This window comes from Streptomyces broussonetiae (genome assembly GCF_009796285.1).
In the GTDB taxonomy this organism is placed as follows: domain Bacteria; phylum Actinomycetota; class Actinomycetes; order Streptomycetales; family Streptomycetaceae; genus Streptomyces; species Streptomyces broussonetiae.
The window spans coordinates 2,579,892-2,596,750 of the sequence record NZ_CP047020.1; the positions used below are offsets into that span (position 1 = coordinate 2,579,892).

Consider the following 16,859-nt stretch of genomic DNA (forward strand, 5'->3'; position numbering starts at 1 on the left):
ACGAACTGGAGAGAACCGACCCATGACAGCGCCCAAGCCACGCCTGCGCCGCGCCCTCGCGATCCCGGCCGGAACGGCCCTGGCCACGGCACTCGCGCTTTTGCCGAACGTCACGGCCGCCGCGACGGAGAGCACCCCGGCGGCCGCCTCCGACGGGACCGTGCTCAGCTATGTCGTCAACGTCCGCCCGGGGCACGGCGTCTCGGCTCATGTGCGGCAGGCGATCGCCGAGGCCGGCGGTTCGGTGGTGATCGCCTACGACCGGATCGGCGTGATCGTCGTCCACTCCGACAACCCCGGCTTCGCGCGGGAGATCCGCATGGTGCGCGGGGTGGACTCGGCCGGTGCCACGCGTAATGCGCCGCTGCCCGCCCAGTCCACCACCGACGAGGGCACACCCAAGGCGCTCAGCGCGCAGGAGATCGCCGCGGCCGGGGCACGGGCCACGGCGGGGCAGGATCCCCTGGAGCCGTTGCAGTGGGATCTGCCGGCCATCAAGGCGGACAAGGCGCACGAGAAGACCCTGGGCAGCCCGGACGTCACGGTGGCCGTCATCGACACCGGCGTGGACGACACCCACCCCGACATCGCACCCAATTTCAACCGCGCGGACTCGGTCAACTGCGTGTCCGGCAAACCCGACACGGCGGACGGCGCCTGGCGGCCGAGCGCGTCGGAGAGCCCGCACGGCACACACGTGGCGGGGGAGATCGCGGCCGCGAGGAACGGGGTCGGCATGACGGGCGTGGCGCCGGGCGTCAAGGTGGCCGGCATCAAGGTCGCCAGTCCTCAGGGGTACTTCTACACCGAGGCCGTGGTCTGCGGCTTCGTGTGGGCGGCCGAGCACCACGTCGACGTGACCAACAACAGCTACTACACCGACCCGTGGTACTTCAACTGCACCTCCGACCCGGACCAGAAGGCGCTGGTGGACGCCATCACCCGGGCCTCGCAGTACGCGGAGAAGAAGGGCACCGTCAACGTCGCCGCGGCCGGCAACGAGAGCTACGACCTCGCGTCCGACTCGGTCACCGACCCGTCCTCCCCGAACGACGGCACCCCGTCGGACCGGGTGATCGACCCGCACCAGTGCTCCGACATACCGACCCAGCTGCCGGGCGTCGTGACGGTCGCGGCGACCGGCGCGAAAGGCCTGAAGTCGTCGTTCTCCAACTACGGCCTCGGCGTGATCGACATCGCCGCGCCGGGCGGCGACTCGACCGCCTACCAGAAACCGGAGCCCCCGGCGACGAGCGGCCTCATCCTGGGTCCGCTGCCGGGCGGCAAGTGGGGCTACATGGCCGGCACGTCGATGGCGACCCCGCATGTCGCGGGCGTTGCCGCCTTGATCAAGTCAACCCATCCGCATGCCCCGGCCGCCCTGGTCAAGGCACTGCTGTACGCGGAGGCCGACGCCACGCCGTGCACGGACCCGTACGACATCAACGGTGACGGCAAGGCCGACGCGGTGTGCGAGGGCACGAGGAACCGCAACGGCTTCTACGGCTGGGGCACGGCGGACGCGCTGGCCGCGGTCACCGGGTAAGGCACCGCCGCGGCGGGTGGCCGGGGCGCGCGTCCCGGCCACCCGGCCGTACGGCCCAATCCGGTCATGCATTCCGGAATGCGTTCCGGCATCACATATTGACTGAATCAATATTGATCAATCAATAATGCATAGTGTAGTCATGACAGATATCGCGTCAGACAGTGCGTCAGACGTTGCGCCGGACATCGTGTCCGCATGGACCGCGCTGGGCGGTGATCCCGCCCTTCTCTCCCGGGTGACGACGACCGAGCGTCCGGAGGCTCTCCCGGCGCGCCTTCCCGTACGGCAGCTGGCGCGCGCGTGTGTCGGCGCCTGCGCGCTGGCCGCCGCGGAGCTGGCGGCCCGCCGGGCCGGGCTCGCCGAGGTGCCTGCCGTCCGGGTGGACGACGGCGCCGTCGCGACCGCCTTCCACAGCGAGCGGCACCTGCTCGTCGACGGGCGGGCTCCGGTCACCTTCGCACCGCTGTCCCGGTTCTGGCGGACGGCCGACGGCTGGGTGCGCACCCACGCCAACTACCCGCATCACCGCGCCCGGTTGCTCGGCGTGCTGGGACTGCCGGAAGACGCTTCACCGCAGCAGGCCGCCGCCCGGCTCGCCGAACGTCCCGCCCTGGAGGTGGAGGAAGCGGTCTACGGCGCCGGCGGCCTCGCCGTGGCCCTGCGCACCCCGAAGGAGTGGGCGGCGCACGAGCAGGCCGCCGCGGTGGCCGCACGCCCGCTGGTCGAGCGCGAGCGCCTGGACGCCACGCACGCGCGCGTGCTGGCCCCGCTCGATCCCGCCACGGCTCCCCTGCTGCCCGCCGCCGGGCTGCGCGTCCTCGACCTGACCCGGGTCCTCGCCGGGCCCGTCGCCACGCGCACCCTCGCCCTGCTGGGCGCGGAGGTGCTGCGCGTGGACGCGCCCTGGCTGCCCGAACTGCCCGACCAGCACGCCGACACGGGCTTCGGCAAGAGGTCGGCCGTGCTCGACCTGCGCACCGACAAGAAGACCTTCGAGGAGCTGCTGGCCTCGGCCGACGTCGTCGTCACCGGGTACCGTCCGGGCGCCCTCGACCGCTTCGGGCTCTCCCCGCAGGCGCTGATCGGGCGCAGGCCGGGGCTGGTCGTGGCGCAGGTCTCGGCGTGGGGAGCGTACGGGCCCTGGGCGGCGCGGCGCGGCTTCGACAGCCTGGTGCAGGTCGCGACCGGCATCGCGGTGGGAGAAGGCTCGGCCGAGGAGCCCGGCGCACTGCCCGCGCAGGCGCTGGACCACGGCACCGGCTATCTGCTGGCGGCAGCGGTCCTGCGGGCGCTGACCGAGCAGTCGTACGACGGCGGCGGTCGGTCGGTGCGGATGGCGCTGGCCCGGACCGCGCGCTGGCTGACGGACGGGATCCGGCCTGCTCCGGCCACGGGCACACCGTACGAGGGCCCCGGCTCCTGGCTGGCCGAGGCGGACGGCCCGCTCGGCCGGCTGCGGTACGCCCTGCCCCCGGTGTCCTTCGCGGGCGGCCCCGCCGACTGGGCGCGGCCTGCGGTGCCCTGGGGCTCGGATCCGGCTCGCTGGCGGTGAGCACGCGGGCCGCCGGACACGCAGGCGGTCCGGCTGGCCGTGGTGGCGGTCTCCGGTCCGCTCACGGCGTCGGCGCTGCCGATCCGCTGGACATGGCGATCAACCCTGATCAAGCGTTGATCGCCATGTTGATTCAGCCGTTGGTGCTGATCAGCCGTTGGTGACGAGCACCTTGAGGGCGGTGCGCTCGTCCATGGCCTTGTAGCCCTCGGGCACGCCCTCGATGCCGACGGTCATGTCGAACACCGGGGAGGGGTCGATCGTGCCGTCCAGGACGTCGGGGAGCAGGTCGGGGATGTAGGCGCGGACCGGGGCGACACCGCCGCGCAGGGCGATGTTCCGGTCGAACATCACGCTGAGGTCCAGGCCGGTGCCGCTGCCGTGCGGCACGCCGACGAAGCCGATCGCGCCGCCGTCGCGGGTGATGTTGACGGCCGTCCGCATGGACTGCTCGGTGCCGACGGCCTCCACGACGGCGTGCGCGCCCTGCCCACCGGTCAGCTCGCGGACGGCCTCGACGGCCGCGTCCCCGCGCTCGGCGACGACGTCGGTGGCGCCGAAGCGGCGCGCGATGCCGGTGCGGACCTCATGCCGGCCGAGCGCGATGATCCGCTCGGCGCCCAGCCGCTTGGCGGCCAGCACGGCGCACAGGCCGACCGCGCCGTCACCGACGACCGCGACCGTGGCGCCGGGCCGGGCGCCCGCGCCGAGGGCGGCGTGGTGGCCGGTGCCGAGTACGTCGGAGAGGGTCAGCAGGGCGGACAGCAGGTGGTCGTCCGAGGCCGCTTCCTTGGGCAGCTGGACGAGGGTGCCGTCGGCGAACGGCACGCGTACGGCCTCGCCCTGGCCGCCGTCGTAGCCGACGGAGCCCCAGAAGCCGCCGTGCTCGCACGACGTCGTCAGGCCCTCGCGGCAGTAGTCGCACACGCCGTCGGACCACATGAAGGGCGCGACCACCAGGTCACCGCGCCGGACCGTGCTCACCTCGGAGCCGGTCTCCTCGACGACGCCGAGGAACTCGTGCCCGATGCGCTGCCCCGGCTCCCGGGCGGCCTCGCCGCGGTAGGCCCACAGGTCGCTGCCGCAGATGCAGGCGCGCAGCACCCGTACGACGGCGTCGGTGGGCAGCTTGACCATGGGCTCAGGGACGTCCTCCACGCGCATGTCGTACGGGGCGTGGATGGTGGTGGCGCGCATGGCGAGGGTCCTTCTCGTGCGGTGGTCGTGCGGTGCGCTCAAGGGGTGTGTGAGCGCACCTCACGGTACGCCGCCGCCCCCGCGTCCCGCGCGCCGAGGGTGCTCCGGCCGGCGCCCCTGCCGCCGTACGGCCCGCCGGTCAGACGCCCGCGGCGCCCAGCAGGCTGCCCGCCGCGTAGGTGACCCCCATGGCCAGTGCCCCGCCCACCACGTTGCGCAGCACCGCGCGCCAGGGGTCCGCCGAGCCGAGTCGGGCGCCCGTCCAGCCGGTGAGGACGAGCGCGCCCAGCACGGAGACGACGGTGACGGGAAGCCGCCAGCCGGCCGGCGGCAGCACGATGGCCAGCAGCGGCAGCAGGGCGCCCACGGTGAAGGCCAGGAAGCTCGCCCAGGCCGCGTGCCAGGGGTTGGTCAGCTCGTCGGGGTTGATGCCCAGCTCCACGCGCGCGTGGGCGCGCAGCGCGTCCCGCGCGGTGAGCTGTTCGGCGGCCTCCCGGGCCACCTCGCGGGTCAGGCCGCGCTCCTGGAGCAGGCCGGTCAGCTCCCGCAGTTCGGCCTCCGGCTGCTCCCGCAGTTCCCGTTTCTCCAGGGCCAGCGCGGCCTTCTCGGAGTCGCGCTGGGCGGAGACGGAGACGTACTCGCCGGACGCCATGGACATGGAGCCGGCGAGCAGTCCGGCGAGTCCGGCGGTGAGCAGGGTCGCCCGGTCCTCGGTGGCACCTGCCACGCCGACGACGATCCCCGCGGTGGAGACGATGCCGTCGTTCGCGCCGAGCACGGCGGCCCGCAGCCAGTTCAGCCGCGAGCCGAGCGAGCCGCCGTGGGCCTCCTCGTGGGTGGATTCCGTCACAGCAGGGAGGATCGCACTCCCTGGATGGTCCGTGCTGCACCGACGCTCCCCGCAGCCGCAGCCGCAGCCGCCGTCACCACACCCGCACCGATGCCCCCCGGGCGAACACCGGACTGGTCGCGTCGGCCGGCGGCTCGGTCAGCGGCTCGTCGATCTCCGCGACCCTCGGGCCGACCTTCGCCGCGACGGGGTCCAGGAGAGCGAGGTCGAAGCCGTAGACGCGGGCCGCGTTGCCGCCGAGCATGGCCGCCAGCTCCGCGCGCGGGACGCCCGCGCAGGCGAACCGCAGGGCCTCGCGGGTGTACGGGAACGTGCCCTCGTCGTGCGGGAAGTCGCTGCCCCACATGATCCTGTCGACGCCGATGCGGTCGCGCAGCGGCACCTCGTGGGGGCGCATGAAGCTGGCGCCGACGAAACAGTTCTCCCGCCACGCCCGGGAGGGCGTCGCGCCCATGCCCGCGGCCAGACCGGCGCCGAACCTGGCCTCGGCGGTGTCGGCCTTCGTGCCCGCCGCGACCAGCCTGCCGTGGTAGTAGTCCAGCATGTCCAGCACCCCGGGGATCCAGCCGGAGCCCTGCTCGGTCAGGACGAGTCGCAGCTCCGGATGGCGGCGGAATGCGCCGCCGAACACCAGGTGCCACAGGGCGCGGTGGGAGAACCAGGTCGTCTCCACCATGAACACCGCGCAGGCGGCCGGTTCCTCGCCGAGCGGCGGGGAGGCCGAGCCCGCGTGGTGGTTGACGGGGACGCCGAGTTCCGCGCAGGCGGCCCAGATCGGGTCGTACGTCCGCGAGTACAGCTCGGGCAGCCCGGAGCCCGGCGGGGTGCCGGGCAGCATCAGGCCGCCCTTCAGGCCCGCCGAGGCCGCCCGGCGGATCTCCTTGACGGCCTCCTCGACGTCCCCGAGGAGGATCTGGAAGACGCCCGCCCGGCGGCCCGGCGCGGCGGCGCAGAAGTCCGCGAGCCAGCGGTTGTGGGCGCGCAGACCGGCCCAGCGGCGTGCGAAGTCCTCCGGGTCGGCCGGCTGGGTCATGAGCGAGCCGGACGGGAAGAACGGCGGGATGGTGTTCGGGAAGATCACCTCGGCGACGATCCCGTCCGCCTCCAGCTCCGCGAGGCGCCGCTCGGAGTTCCAGTTGCGGTCGGCGCAGTCGGCGAGCAGGTCCTCATGGGGGTTGACGTAGGTGGCCGCCCAGGCGTCGAAGTCGTCGTGGTGGCGCTTTTCCAGGTACGGCTTGTAGTCGAGCAGGTCGGCGCCCGCGTGGCAGTCGGCGGAGATCACCGTGTACCGGTCGTCGTTCATCGGCTCACCCCCAGCACCGGGAAGTCCTCGCCGGTCAGCCAGTGCCGGCCGGTTTCGCGCGAGCGCGCCCAGGACGCCTCGACGGCAGCCTGGTCGCCGGGCTGGCCGAGGTCGGCGGGTGTCGGGCCGATACGGCGGGCCAGGGGCGCGAGCCTGTCGACGTCGAAGCCGAAGACGTCGGCCGCGGCGAGACCGAGCATGCGGCGGGTCTCGGTGACGGGGATGTCGTGGAAGGTACGGCGCAGCCACGCGCGCGTGTCGGGCCAGGTGCCCTCGGGATGCGGGAAATCGCTGCCCCAGAGGATGTTGTCGACGCCGATCTCGTAGCGCTGGGCGAGTTCGCGGCGCTTGGTGTTGGTGGCGCAGATGAAGATCTGCCGGTCCAGGTACTCGTGCGGCGGGTGCTTGAGTTCCTGGAACGGGGAGAGCTTCTTGCCGCCGTGCGCGCCGAGGTAGAGGCGGTCCATGAACCACAGCAGGTTCGGCAGCCACCAGCAGCCGGACTCGGCCACGCCGAAGCGCAGCCCGGGGTGGCGTTCGAGGACGCCGGACCAGAGCAGGAACCACAGCGGCCGGGCCGGCCACCAGGTCACCTCGCTCACGTAGATGCCGAGGTGGTCGCCGTACTCCTCACGCGGGGCGGCGCCGGAGTGGGTGAGCACGGGCATCGCGCACTCGGCGGCGGCCGCCCAGACGGGGTCGTAACGGCGGTCGTGGTAGGGCTCCTTGCCGACCCACATGGAGGGGATCATCAGGGCGCCCAGGCCGGACCCCTTGGCGCGGTGGATCTCGGCGACGACCTCGGTCACCTCGCCGGTGACCGGCAGCAGGGCGACTCCGCAGTGCCGTTCGGGGTGCTCGGACACGAAGTCCGCGAGCCAGCGGTTGTGCGCCTTGGCACCCGCCATGCCCAGCACCGGGTCCTGGTCGCCGGACAGGCCGAGGCCGACGCCGAAGGGGGCGGCCGTGCGGCTGTCGACGGCGTCGGCGTCCGGGAAGACCACCTCGGCGGCCACGCCGTCCCCGTCCAGCTCCTTGAGCCGCTGCGCGGTGTCCCAGCCGCCGCGCAGCCCTTCCTCGTTGTCCTCGAACCACTTGGCCGCGAACGCCTCGTTGCGAACGCCGAGCCGGTTCATCTCCTCGCGGCGCCGCCCGCGGCCCGCCAGGAAGTCGTCGAAGTCCCGGTGATGGCGGGACTCCAGGTAGGGCCGGTACTCCTCGGTGGGCAGCCCGGCGTGGCAGTCGGAGGAGATGATCAGATACGGGTCCTGTTCGGTCATCACAGTCCCCCTCTCAGTCCAGGACGAAGCTTTCGAGGTACGAAGGGTTCGCGCGGTCCAGCATCGAGCGGGAACGCGCGCGGATCTGGGCGTCGCTGTGCTCGCCGGCCGGCAGCAGCCAGAAGCGGTCGGCGCGGATGCCGTCCACGACCAGCTGAGCGACCTCCTCGACGGGCGTGAAGCGGACCTCCTCGCCGGCCGCGCGCATCGCCGCCTCCCACTGGTCGAGGCTGCGGTACGGGGTCCTGCGGGGGCGCTGTTTGGCATAGCGGGCGGGGCGGTTGCGGTGCGACTCCCACAGGCCGGTGCGCAGCATGTGCGGACCCGGGAAGAGGACCGAGGCGCCCACGCGCGCGTGCTCGGCCTTGAGATGGGCGTACAGGGACTCGGTCAGGGTGACGACGGCCGCCTTGGTGACCGCGTACACGGAGGCGGTCGGCAGCGGTGCGATCCCGCCGTCGCTGGAGGATGTGTTGACGACATGACCGGGTTGACCGGAGTTGATCATCTGTGGAACGAACGCCTGGACACCATGGAAGACGCCCCACACATTGACGGCGAACGCCCAGCGCCAGTCGTTCGGGTCGTGCTCCCACATGCGGCCCTCGGCGCCCGAGCCGACGCCCGCGTTGTTGCACAGGACGTGCACGGCGCCATGGCGGTCGTACACCGCCTCGGCCAGCTCCATGACCTGGGCACGCTCGCCGACGTCGACCACGCGCGCGTACACGTCGGCGCCGTCGGCGCGCAGACCGGCCGCGGCCTTGTCGAGGGCGGCCTCCTCGACGTCGGCAAGGACCACCTTCAGGCCCTCGGCGGCGAACCTCCGGGCCATTGCGAGCCCGATCCCGCTCGCCGCGCCCGTGACGACGGCGACCTGTCCGGCTTGCAGTTCCACGCGGCTCAGCTCCCCTCGGGCGGTGCGTCGTGGGCCTGGAGCGGATCGTCGTAACGCTGGTGGACGTAGGGCAACAGGGCCTGGGCGTCGACCCGTTCGACGACCCTGCCGCTCTGGTCGCTGGTCTTCTCGCCGACGGTGATCTCGCGCAGGCGCAGCACCGGAAGGTCGGCCACGGGGTCGTACGGCGACTCGCGCAGGACGACGTCGCCGGTGACGCCCTCCAGCCGGCGTACCTTCTCGTGGCGCACGCAGTGCACGAGGACCGGATCGGTGTCGAAGCCGGAACCGTCCACGGCGGGAAGGAACTTGAAGTAGAAGTCGGTCCTGCGGGCGGGCTCGGGCACGGGCAGGTAGCCGACGGCCGTGCCGCGCACCTCGACGAAGGCGATGCCGTGCCGGGCGAGGGACGCGCGCACGGCGAGTCCGTCGCGCTCGACCGTCACCTCGCCGAGCTTCTTGGGCTCGCCGAAGACCTCGCGTCCGCCGGTGAGGGCGCGCTCGTGGGTCATCGGCATGACCAGCGGGTACCAGCCCTCGACCGTGCCGTGGGCGGCGAAGACCGCGAACGAGCCGGCACCGAGCGGGTATCCGGGCAGGTCGACCTTGCTGATGTTCACCCGCACGAGTGGGTGCCCGGCAGGTTTGAGGGGTGGCGGCAGCACCGCCGCGACGGCGTCCGGGTCGGTCTCCCAGACGGCCACCACTCCGGTGGACCAGATCTCGGGAAACCGCGCGCTCGCGGTGCGCGTGGCGGCGATCTCCTGCTCGGTCCGTGCTCCGTACCGTACGCGTGCACGTGCCATACACCGTACCGCCCTTCTTCCGACGCACCCGTTCCTGACGGGGCGTCACCTGTAACACAGTTACAGCAGACCTCGTGAGGGGTAAAGAGACGTGTACGTACGGGAGTTGGGGGATCATGACGATCGAGGCGAGAGGCGCGCTGTCCCGGGAGGCGGTGCTGGAGGCCGCGGCGCGCCTGGTGAAGGAGCACGGGCCGGACGCGCTCACCATGCGCAGGCTCGCCGCCGAGCTGGGGACGGCGGTGACGTCGATCTACTGGCACGTGGGCGGCCGTGAGGCGCTGCTGGACGCCCTCGTGGAGCGGACCGTGGCCGAGCTGGGCGAGATCCGCCCGTGCGCAGGCACCCCCGAGCAGCGCGTGGTCGGCGTCGCGCGCGCCCTGCGCCGGCAACTGCGCGACCATCCGCATCTGGTGGCCCTGGTGCACGAGCGGGGGCTGACCGAGCGGATGTTCCTGCCCGCCCAGCAGGTCCTGGTGTGCGAGGCGCACGCGGCCGGGCTGCGCGGCGCCCGGGCCGCCGAGTTCGTCCGGGCCGTGCAGTTCCAGGTCGTCGGGCACGTACTGGTGGAGCGCAACCGGGAGCGAGCTCCGGTGCAGCACCCCGGCGAGGAGGAGCTGTGGGGCGCCGAGACCGCCGGGGCCGACCCGGCCCTGGCCCGTGCGCTGGCCCGCCCGGTGGACACGGAGCGGCTGTTCGTGACATCGGTACGGGCCCTGGTGCGGTCCCTGCTGCCGCAGCCCCCCGCCATGCCCACCCGCCCGGCCGACGCGGCCGGCTGAGCAGCGCCGGGCAAGCACGCGCGCGTGACGGCGACTTCGGCGCACCCGCCGACGGCCCGCCGATCCGCACGCGGTACCACACGCGCACGCACGTGCGACACCCGAGCGCTTGGACGGAGCCCGGCGGTCGCGACCGGCACCTGCGGGACCGCGCTGTCAGTCCTGGCCCGTATCCTCAGTGACCATGCTCGAAGACCGTGCGACCGTAGTGTCCTCCCCCACCCAGTGGCCGGCCACGTACCCGAAGGGGTACGCGGTCGTTGACGTGGAGACCACCGGCCTGGCCCGGGACGACCGGATCATCTCTGCCGCCGTCTACCGACTGGACGAGCGCGGCGAGGTCGAGGACCACTGGTACACGCTGGTCAACCCGGAGCGCGATCCGGGACCCGTGTGGATACACGGTCTGACGAGCGAGGTGCTCGAAGGGGCGCCGCTGTTCGCGGACGTCGCGGAGGAGTTCGCCGCGCGGCTGGACGGCCGCGTGCTCGTCGCGCACAACGCCGTCTTCGACTGGCAGATGATCGCGCGGGAGTACGCGCGCGCGAGGCGCGAGGCGCCGGTGCGCCAGCGGCTGTGCACCATCGCGCTGTCCAAGGAACTGGACCTGCCGCTGCCCAACTTCAAGCTGGAGTCGCTGGCGGCGCACTACGGCGTCGTACAGCAGCGGGCGCACCACGCGCTGGACGACGCGCGCGTACTGGCGGAGGCGTTCCAGCCCAGCCTGCGGGCCGCGGCAGCGGGTGGCGTACGGCTGCCGCTGCTGGAGTGCCGGCCGCTGACGGAGTGGTCGGACCGCCCGGTGCCCCGGCAGTCGTCCGGCGGCTATGCCGCCTACCGTCCGGACAGTTGGCGCCCGTCCCGGAAGCGGCCCGCCTGCCCCTTCCCCAACCCCGGGCGGTACGAAGACGGCAAACGCCTCAAACAGGGCATGCGGGTGGCGTTCTCCGGAGACACGTCCGTCGACCGCGACCTGCTGGAGGACCGGGCGACCGAGGCCGGACTGCACGTGGCGTCCAGCATTTCCCGGCTGACGAGCCTGCTGGTGACCAACGACCCCGACTCGGGCACGTCCAAGGTGGTCAAGGCGCGGCAGTTCGGCACGCCGGTCCTGGACGAGGCCGCCTTCGGGCAGCTGCTGCGGGACGTCGAGCCGGCCGACGGGTGACGCGACCGTCAAGCGACATGACCGTACGAATGGGTGATTACCGGACGACTCACCCGGTGGCCGCTCGCCCGCACCTCGGCGACGGCCCACCCTGTGGCGCATGGCGAATTGCGAAGTTTGCGGAAATGACTACGGAATGACCTTCGAGGTCCACGCACAGGGCGCGGTGCACGTCTTCGACTGTTTCTCCTGCGCGATCCACCGCATGGCCCCGATCTGCGAACACTGCAAGGTGCAGATCATCGGGCAGGGAGTGGAGGCGGAGAGCAAGTGGTACTGCGGCGCCCACTGCGCCCGCCAGGACGGCAAGACGGGAGTGGTGGACCGGGTGTGACGCGGGTACCCGGCTGAAGTCACCCCACGGCCCGGAGGTACCGTCGTGGGGTGCACCGCTACCGCTTCCTGTTGTCCGTCCAGTGGGTGATCCTCACACTCGTCGCGATCGCGCTGATCCCGACGATGATCCGGCTGGGCATCTGGCAGCACCACCGGTACGAGGAACGTACCTCCCGGAACAACCTGGTCTCCTCCGCGCTGCACGCCAAGCCGGTCCCGGTCGAGCAGCTCTCCTCCCCCGGGCACGCCGTGACCCGCACCGAGAAGTACCGCACGGTCACCGCGACCGGCACCTTCGACACCGCCAGGGAGGAAGTGGTCCGGCGCCGGACCAACTCCGACGACGAGGTCGGCTACCACGTGCTCACCCCGTTCGTCCTCAGCGACGGCAAGGTGCTGCTCGTCAACCGCGGCTGGATCCCCGCGGACGGCGCCCAGACCGCCTTCCCCAAGATCCCCGCCCCGCCGGCCGGCCGGACCACCGTCACCGGGCGGCTGATGGCCGACGAGACGACCGCGGCGAGCGGCATCAAGAACGTCAAGGACCTGCCCGACCGGCAGATCATGCTGATCAACAGCGCGCAGGAGGCCCACCGGCTCGGCGCCCGGGTGCTCGGCGGCTACATCGAGCAGATCGGGCCCCAGACCGACTCCCCGGAGCAGATCTCCGACCCGGGCAGCGAGGACGCCCCGCTGAACTACGCGTACATGATCCAGTGGTGGCTGTTCGCCGCGGCCGTCCCGTTCGGCTGGTGGTCCCTGGTCCGGCGCGAGATCCGCGACCGGGAGGGGGCCGAGGAGGCCGAGCCCACGCCGCAGACGCCCGAGGAGACGGCGCCCGCCGCCGTGTGATCGGAGCACGTCCTGGAGGTCGGGACGTCCGAGCGAAGACACCCGGGCGCACGGGGCCCATTCGGGTGTGCGCAGGTGCGCGGGCGCGCCCGCGGGGCCACGTCACTCCCCCGGCGCACCGCCTGGTTGGCCCCCAGGTCCGCCGGGAACCCGCATCCCGTGAACGCGCGCATCGAGGACTACGCACTCATCGGCGACGAGCAGACCACGGCCCTGGTCGGCCGCGACGGCTCGATCGACTGGCTGTGTCTGCCCCGATTCGACTCCGGTGCCTGCTTCGCGAAGCTGCTGGGCAACGAGGACCACGGCTACTGGAGGATCGCGCCCAAGGGCCAGGTCACCTCCACCCGCCGCGCCTACCGACCCGGCACCCTCGTCCTCGACACCGAGTGGGAGACCGCCGAGGGCGCCGTGCGCGTCACCGACCTGATGCCTCAGCGCGACCGCGCACCCGACGTCGTACGCATCGTGGCGGGCGTCAGCGGGCACGTCACCGTCCGCAGCACCCTCCGCCTGCGTTTCGACTACGGATCCATCGTGCCCTGGATGCGCCGCTCCGACGGCCAACGGGTCGCCGTCGCCGGACCGGACTCGGTGTGGCTGCGCACCGAGCCCCACGTGGACATGTGGGGCGAGGACTTCGGCACCCACTCCGAGTTCACCGTCACCAAGGGCCAGCAGGTCGCGTTCGTGCTGACCTGGCACCCCTCGCACGAGCCGCGTCCCCCGCTCATCGACCCGCACGAGACGCTGCGGGCCAGTGTCCGGGGCTGGCGGCACTGGTCCTCCCGCTGCCGCTACGACGGGCCGTACCGTGACCTCGTCGTACGGTCCCTGATCACCCTCAAGGCCCTCACCTACGCCCCGACGGGCGGGATCGTCGCCGCGGCCACCACCTCGCTGCCGGAGGAGCCGGGCGGGGTGCGCAACTGGGACTACCGCTACTGCTGGCTGCGCGACTCCACCTTCACCCTCGGCGCCCTGCTCGCGGCCGGCTACCACAGGGAGGCCGAGGCCTGGCGCGACTGGCTGCTGCGCGCGGTCGCGGGCGACCCGGCGGACCTGCAGATCATGTACGGCCTGGCCGGCGAGCGGCGGCTGCCGGAGTGGGAGTTGCCCTGGCTGCCCGGCTTCGCCGAGTCCACGCCGGTGCGGGTCGGCAACGGCGCTGTCGACCAGCTCCAGCTGGACGTGTACGGCGAGGTCATGGACTCGCTGTGGCTGGCCCGAACCGCCGGACTGCCCAACAAACCGCACATGTGGGCGATCCAGCGCTCGCTGATGGATTTCCTGAAGTCGGCCTGGCGGCAGCCCGACGAGGGTCTGTGGGAGGTGCGCGGCGGCCGGCGCCAGTTCGTGCACTCGAAGGTGATGGTGTGGGTCGCCGCCGACCGAGCCGTACGGACGCTGGAGGAACACCCGGATCTGCAGGGCGATCTGGAGGGCTGGCGGGCCATGCGCGACGAGGTGCACCGGGAGGTGTGCGAACAGGGCTACGACCACCGGCGCAACACGTTCACGCAGTACTACGGTTCACGCGAGCTGGACGCCGCCCTGCTGCTCATTCCCCGGGTCGGTTTCCTGCCGCCCGACGATCCGCGCGTGATCGGCACGGTCGACGCGATCCGGACGGGTCTGGACCACGGTGGCTTCACGCGCCGCTACGACATCGACGCGGTCGGCGTCGACGGCATGCCGGGCGGTGAGGGCGCCTTTCTGGCCTGCTCGTTCTGGCTCGCGCAGGCCCTGCATGCGACCGGCCGCAGGGAGGAGGCCCGGGAGCTGTTCGAGCGCCTGGTGAGCCTCACCAACGACGTGGGGCTGCTGGCGGAGGAGTACGAGCCGGACCTGGGCTGCCAGGTGGGCAACTTCCCGCAGGCCTTCAGCCATATCGCCCTGGTGAACACCGCGCTCACGCTGTTCGGGGAGGACCAGGCAGGATAAGGGCCATGGATCTTGGACTGAAGGACCGGGTGTACGTCGTCACCGGGGCGACGCGCGGACTGGGCAACGCCGCCGCGCGGGAACTCGTCGCCGACGGGGCGAAGGTCGTGATCAGCGGCCGGGACGAGAAGCGGGTCGCCGACGCCGCCGCCGAACTGGGCCCGAACGCGCTGGGCGTGGCCGTGGACAACTCCGACGCACAGGCTCCCGAGCGGCTGATCGCGGCCGCCCGCGAGCACTTCGGCGGCTTCGACGGCGTGCTGGTGAGCGTGGGCGGCCCGCCGCCCGGGTTCGTCGCGGACAACACCGACGAGCAGTGGCGGGACGCATTCGAGTCGGTGTTCCTCGGCGCGGTACGGCTCGCGCGGGCGGCGGCGGCCGAGCTGGAGCCGGGTGGGGTGATCGGGTTCGTGCTGTCCGGGTCGGTGCACGAGCCGATCCCCGCGCTGACCATCTCCAACGGGCTGCGACCGGGACTCGCCGGGTTCGCCAAGTCGCTCGCCGACGAGCTGGGGCCGCGAGGGATCCGGGTGCTGGGGCTGCTGCCGGCACGCATCGACACGGACCGCGTGCGGGAGCTGGACGGGCTGTCCGCCGACCCCGAGGCCACCCGCGCCGCGAACGAGGCCCGGATTCCGCTGCGGCGCTACGGGGCGCCCGAGGAGTTCGGCCGGGTCGCGGCCTTCCTGTTGTCTCCGGCGGCCTCCTATCTGACCGGGATCATGGTGCCCGTGGACGGGGGCATGCGGCACGGGTTCTAGGCCCTGTCGTCAAGTGACCCTTTCCGCGCGGTGCCTGACCGCCCTCAGGCGTACTTCCGTCGGCAGGGACTCCAGCCGTGCCGACTCGCGCGCATGGGTCAGGGCCCGGTCCGTGAAGTCGGTCAGAGCCGTCGACGGGTCCACGTGTGGCTCGAGTTGGAGCCAGATCCGTGCCGTGGGTGCCGTACGGCGGCCGCGCAGGACGACTTCGGCGTGGGCCACGCCCTCCTGCCGGACGGCCTCCTGGGCGAGTGCCGATTCCAGGGCCCTGGCGTGCAGGAGGGCCAACTCGCCGTCGCCGGTGTCGACCACGACCTCGGTCAGCCGGCGGCGGCGCAGGACCGTCGTCAGCCACCACAGGGCGAGCAGGACCACCGCCGCCAGGCCGGCGAGGACGGCCGGCCACCACCCGCCGGTGTGCCGCCAGCGGGTGCGCTCGGCCCGGGTCAGCAGGACATCGTGCGCGCCGGTGCGGAGCCACCAGGAGGGCACCGGCGCGCCCAGGCCGACGGCCAGCACCGCCCCGCCGAGCACGAGCAGGAGCAGGCCGACGAGGGCCAGCATGACGCGGTTGAGGCGGCCCGTACGCATCGCCGTCACCCCTTCCGTCCGGGCCGGGCCACCCGCAGCGACAGCGTGGGCGCTCTGGTCAGGCCGAGACCCCGGATCGCGTCGTTCAGCGTGAGGGCCAGGTCGGCGCGTACGTCGTCCAGGTCGCGGAAGTGCGAGACGGCGCGGACCTCGGCCTTCGTACGGCGCATCCGCACCCGTACCGAGCGGACGCCCGACACGTCCAGGGCCCGGTCGCGCAACAGCAACGCCGCCGCCTCGCGCCGGATCGCGGCCCGGACATCGGGATGCGGGCGCCGCATCGGCAGCAGGCCGCGCTGGCCGGGAGTGGCCGCGAGGACGATCAGCCACAGGCCGAGGGCGACGGCGGCACCCGCGCCGGCCAGCACCCAGGCGTCGTCCAGCTGCCGACCGGCCAGCTGACGGGCCAGCGCGCGGCGCCAGTGCATCGCCGGGTGGTGGGCACGGACGGCGGCGACGTCGTACAGCAGCAGGCCCGCGCCGACCACGAGAAGGACGGCGACGACGGCGGCCGGCACCCGGCGCGCCGCCCAGAAGCGGCGGCTGCCCCGGGGTTCGGTCTGTGCGGCGGGCGGGGGCTTGTCGAGGGTCGGGGTGGTCGTCGGCGGCTCGTTCATCACGCCCTCCCGTGGACCGCGCCGGGTTCCGGTACCAGATGCAGCCGTTCGATGCGGACGGCGACCTCGGGCACCTCCATGTCCACCAACGCGCTTACCCGCTCGGCGACCTGCCGACGCACGGCGGCGCAGTGGGCGCCGATGTCGCAGGGGTAGCCGAGTTCGACGTACACGCGGACACGGGCGGCATCGTGGTGGACGACGACCGTGGCGTGCGGGACGGCCGCGTCGGCGGGCGGGGGCGGCAGCGCCTCACGGGCGGCCTGTGCGGCGATCTTCGCCACGACCCGGTCGGCGATCCGCAGCGCGCCCCGCTCGCCCGGCGGCAGCGGCGGACGGCGCGGGCGCGCCGCCGCGGTCTCGGCGCTCACCG

The 16,859-nt window shown here is 72.9% G+C and carries 17 protein-coding genes; 8 read left to right on the plus strand and 9 right to left on the minus strand.

Features of this window, described 5'->3' with window-relative positions; translation table 11 throughout:
* The first annotated feature begins 22 nt into the window (after window positions 1–22).
* Complete coding sequence (locus GQF42_RS11915) at window positions 23–1,546, plus strand: S8 family peptidase (RefSeq protein ID WP_158919605.1); 1,524 nt, start codon at window positions 23–25, stop codon at window positions 1,544–1,546.
* A 142-nt stretch (window positions 1,547–1,688) separates the two neighbouring features.
* The gene (locus GQF42_RS11920; protein ID WP_158919606.1) at window positions 1,689–3,101 is read left to right on the plus strand and encodes a CoA transferase; all 1,413 of its coding nucleotides are present in this window, start codon (window positions 1,689–1,691) and stop codon (window positions 3,099–3,101) included.
* A 150-nt stretch (window positions 3,102–3,251) separates the two neighbouring features.
* Here GQF42_RS11920 and GQF42_RS11925 read toward each other — a convergent pair whose 3' ends face one another.
* The 6 genes from GQF42_RS11925 to GQF42_RS11950 all read right to left on the minus strand — a co-directional run bounded on the left by GQF42_RS11925 (window position 3,252) and on the right by GQF42_RS11950 (window position 9,435).
* Window positions 3,252–4,298: a zinc-dependent alcohol dehydrogenase family protein gene (locus tag GQF42_RS11925; protein ID WP_158919607.1), complete on the minus strand. Its 1,047-nt coding sequence runs from the start codon at window positions 4,296–4,298 to the stop codon at window positions 3,252–3,254.
* 139 nt (window positions 4,299–4,437) lie between these two features.
* Complete coding sequence (locus tag GQF42_RS11930) at window positions 4,438–5,148, minus strand: VIT1/CCC1 transporter family protein (RefSeq protein ID WP_158919608.1); 711 nt, start codon at window positions 5,146–5,148, stop codon at window positions 4,438–4,440.
* Between the two features lie 73 nt (window positions 5,149–5,221).
* Window positions 5,222–6,451, minus strand: coding sequence for an amidohydrolase family protein (locus GQF42_RS11935; RefSeq protein WP_158919609.1), 1,230 nt, complete (start codon window positions 6,449–6,451; stop codon window positions 5,222–5,224).
* Complete coding sequence (locus tag GQF42_RS11940; RefSeq protein ID WP_158919610.1) at window positions 6,448–7,731, minus strand: amidohydrolase family protein; 1,284 nt, start codon at window positions 7,729–7,731, stop codon at window positions 6,448–6,450. The genes GQF42_RS11935 and GQF42_RS11940 overlap by 4 nt, the downstream gene beginning before the upstream one ends.
* A gap of 13 nt (window positions 7,732–7,744) precedes the next feature.
* Entirely contained in the window at window positions 7,745–8,629 is an 885-nt protein-coding gene (locus GQF42_RS11945) for an SDR family NAD(P)-dependent oxidoreductase (RefSeq protein ID WP_158919611.1), read from the minus strand.
* Window positions 8,630–8,634: 5 nt separating this feature from the next.
* Window positions 8,635–9,435 (minus strand): acetoacetate decarboxylase family protein, encoded by an 801-nt coding sequence (locus GQF42_RS11950; protein ID WP_158919612.1) that lies wholly within the window; start codon window positions 9,433–9,435, stop codon window positions 8,635–8,637.
* Between the two features lie 116 nt (window positions 9,436–9,551).
* On the opposite strand from GQF42_RS11950, the gene GQF42_RS11955 reads away from it, so the two are divergent.
* The 6 genes from GQF42_RS11955 (at window position 9,552) to GQF42_RS11980 (ending at window position 15,278) form a co-directional block, all read left to right on the plus strand.
* Entirely contained in the window at window positions 9,552–10,217 is a 666-nt protein-coding gene (locus GQF42_RS11955; protein WP_158919613.1) for a TetR/AcrR family transcriptional regulator, read from the plus strand.
* A 184-nt stretch (window positions 10,218–10,401) separates the two neighbouring features.
* Window positions 10,402–11,385 (plus strand): DEDDh family exonuclease, encoded by a 984-nt coding sequence (locus GQF42_RS11960; RefSeq protein ID WP_158919614.1) that lies wholly within the window; start codon window positions 10,402–10,404, stop codon window positions 11,383–11,385.
* 100 nt (window positions 11,386–11,485) lie between these two features.
* On the plus strand, window positions 11,486–11,719 hold the full coding sequence (locus tag GQF42_RS11965; protein ID WP_158919615.1) for a hypothetical protein: 234 nt from the start codon (window positions 11,486–11,488) through the stop codon (window positions 11,717–11,719).
* A 50-nt stretch (window positions 11,720–11,769) separates the two neighbouring features.
* On the plus strand, window positions 11,770–12,573 hold the full coding sequence (locus tag GQF42_RS11970) for an SURF1 family cytochrome oxidase biogenesis protein (protein WP_158919616.1): 804 nt from the start codon (window positions 11,770–11,772) through the stop codon (window positions 12,571–12,573).
* Window positions 12,574–12,732: 159 nt separating this feature from the next.
* Window positions 12,733–14,517 (plus strand): glycoside hydrolase family 15 protein, encoded by a 1,785-nt coding sequence (locus GQF42_RS11975; protein WP_158919617.1) that lies wholly within the window; start codon window positions 12,733–12,735, stop codon window positions 14,515–14,517.
* A 5-nt stretch (window positions 14,518–14,522) separates the two neighbouring features.
* Entirely contained in the window at window positions 14,523–15,278 is a 756-nt protein-coding gene (locus GQF42_RS11980) for an SDR family oxidoreductase (RefSeq protein ID WP_158919618.1), read from the plus strand.
* A gap of 9 nt (window positions 15,279–15,287) precedes the next feature.
* On the opposite strand, the gene amaP is transcribed toward GQF42_RS11980, so the two are convergent.
* Genes amaP through GQF42_RS11995 form a run of 3 tightly spaced genes read right to left on the minus strand, consistent with a single transcriptional unit; the run spans window position 15,288 to window position 16,857 of the window.
* Complete coding sequence (gene amaP, locus GQF42_RS11985; RefSeq protein ID WP_158919619.1) at window positions 15,288–15,869, minus strand: alkaline shock response membrane anchor protein AmaP; 582 nt, start codon at window positions 15,867–15,869, stop codon at window positions 15,288–15,290.
* Between the two features lie 5 nt (window positions 15,870–15,874).
* Window positions 15,875–16,486, minus strand: a complete 612-nt coding sequence (locus GQF42_RS11990) for a DUF6286 domain-containing protein (RefSeq protein WP_233273328.1) — start codon at window positions 16,484–16,486, stop codon at window positions 15,875–15,877.
* The gene (locus GQF42_RS11995) at window positions 16,486–16,857 is read right to left on the minus strand and encodes an Asp23/Gls24 family envelope stress response protein (RefSeq protein ID WP_233273329.1); all 372 of its coding nucleotides are present in this window, start codon (window positions 16,855–16,857) and stop codon (window positions 16,486–16,488) included. The genes GQF42_RS11990 and GQF42_RS11995 overlap by 1 nt, the downstream gene beginning before the upstream one ends.
* Between the last annotated feature and the right edge of the window lie 2 nt (window positions 16,858–16,859).

Bases quoted from the DNA above. Each gene is read 5' to 3' on its own strand.
- GQF42_RS11940 (WP_158919610.1), bottom strand. From the start codon at position 7,731: ATGACCGAACAGGACCCGTATCTGATCATCTCCTCCGACTGCCACGCC.
- GQF42_RS11935 (WP_158919609.1), bottom strand. From the start codon at position 6,451: ATGAACGACGACCGGTACACGGTGATCTCCGCCGACTGCCACGCGGGC.
- GQF42_RS11990 (WP_233273328.1), bottom strand. From the start codon at position 16,486: ATGAACGAGCCGCCGACGACCACCCCGACCCTCGACAAGCCCCCGCCC.
- GQF42_RS11950 (WP_158919612.1), bottom strand. From the start codon at position 9,435: ATGGCACGTGCACGCGTACGGTACGGAGCACGGACCGAGCAGGAGATC.
- GQF42_RS11965 (WP_158919615.1), top strand. From the start codon at position 11,486: ATGGCGAATTGCGAAGTTTGCGGAAATGACTACGGAATGACCTTCGAG.
- GQF42_RS11925 (WP_158919607.1), bottom strand. From the start codon at position 4,298: ATGCGCGCCACCACCATCCACGCCCCGTACGACATGCGCGTGGAGGAC.
- GQF42_RS11980 (WP_158919618.1), top strand. From the start codon at position 14,523: ATGGATCTTGGACTGAAGGACCGGGTGTACGTCGTCACCGGGGCGACG.
- GQF42_RS11955 (WP_158919613.1), top strand. From the start codon at position 9,552: ATGACGATCGAGGCGAGAGGCGCGCTGTCCCGGGAGGCGGTGCTGGAG.
- GQF42_RS11915 (WP_158919605.1), top strand. From the start codon at position 23: ATGACAGCGCCCAAGCCACGCCTGCGCCGCGCCCTCGCGATCCCGGCC.
- GQF42_RS11960 (WP_158919614.1), top strand. From the start codon at position 10,402: ATGCTCGAAGACCGTGCGACCGTAGTGTCCTCCCCCACCCAGTGGCCG.
- GQF42_RS11920 (WP_158919606.1), top strand. From the start codon at position 1,689: ATGACAGATATCGCGTCAGACAGTGCGTCAGACGTTGCGCCGGACATC.
- amaP (WP_158919619.1), bottom strand. From the start codon at position 15,869: ATGCGTACGGGCCGCCTCAACCGCGTCATGCTGGCCCTCGTCGGCCTG.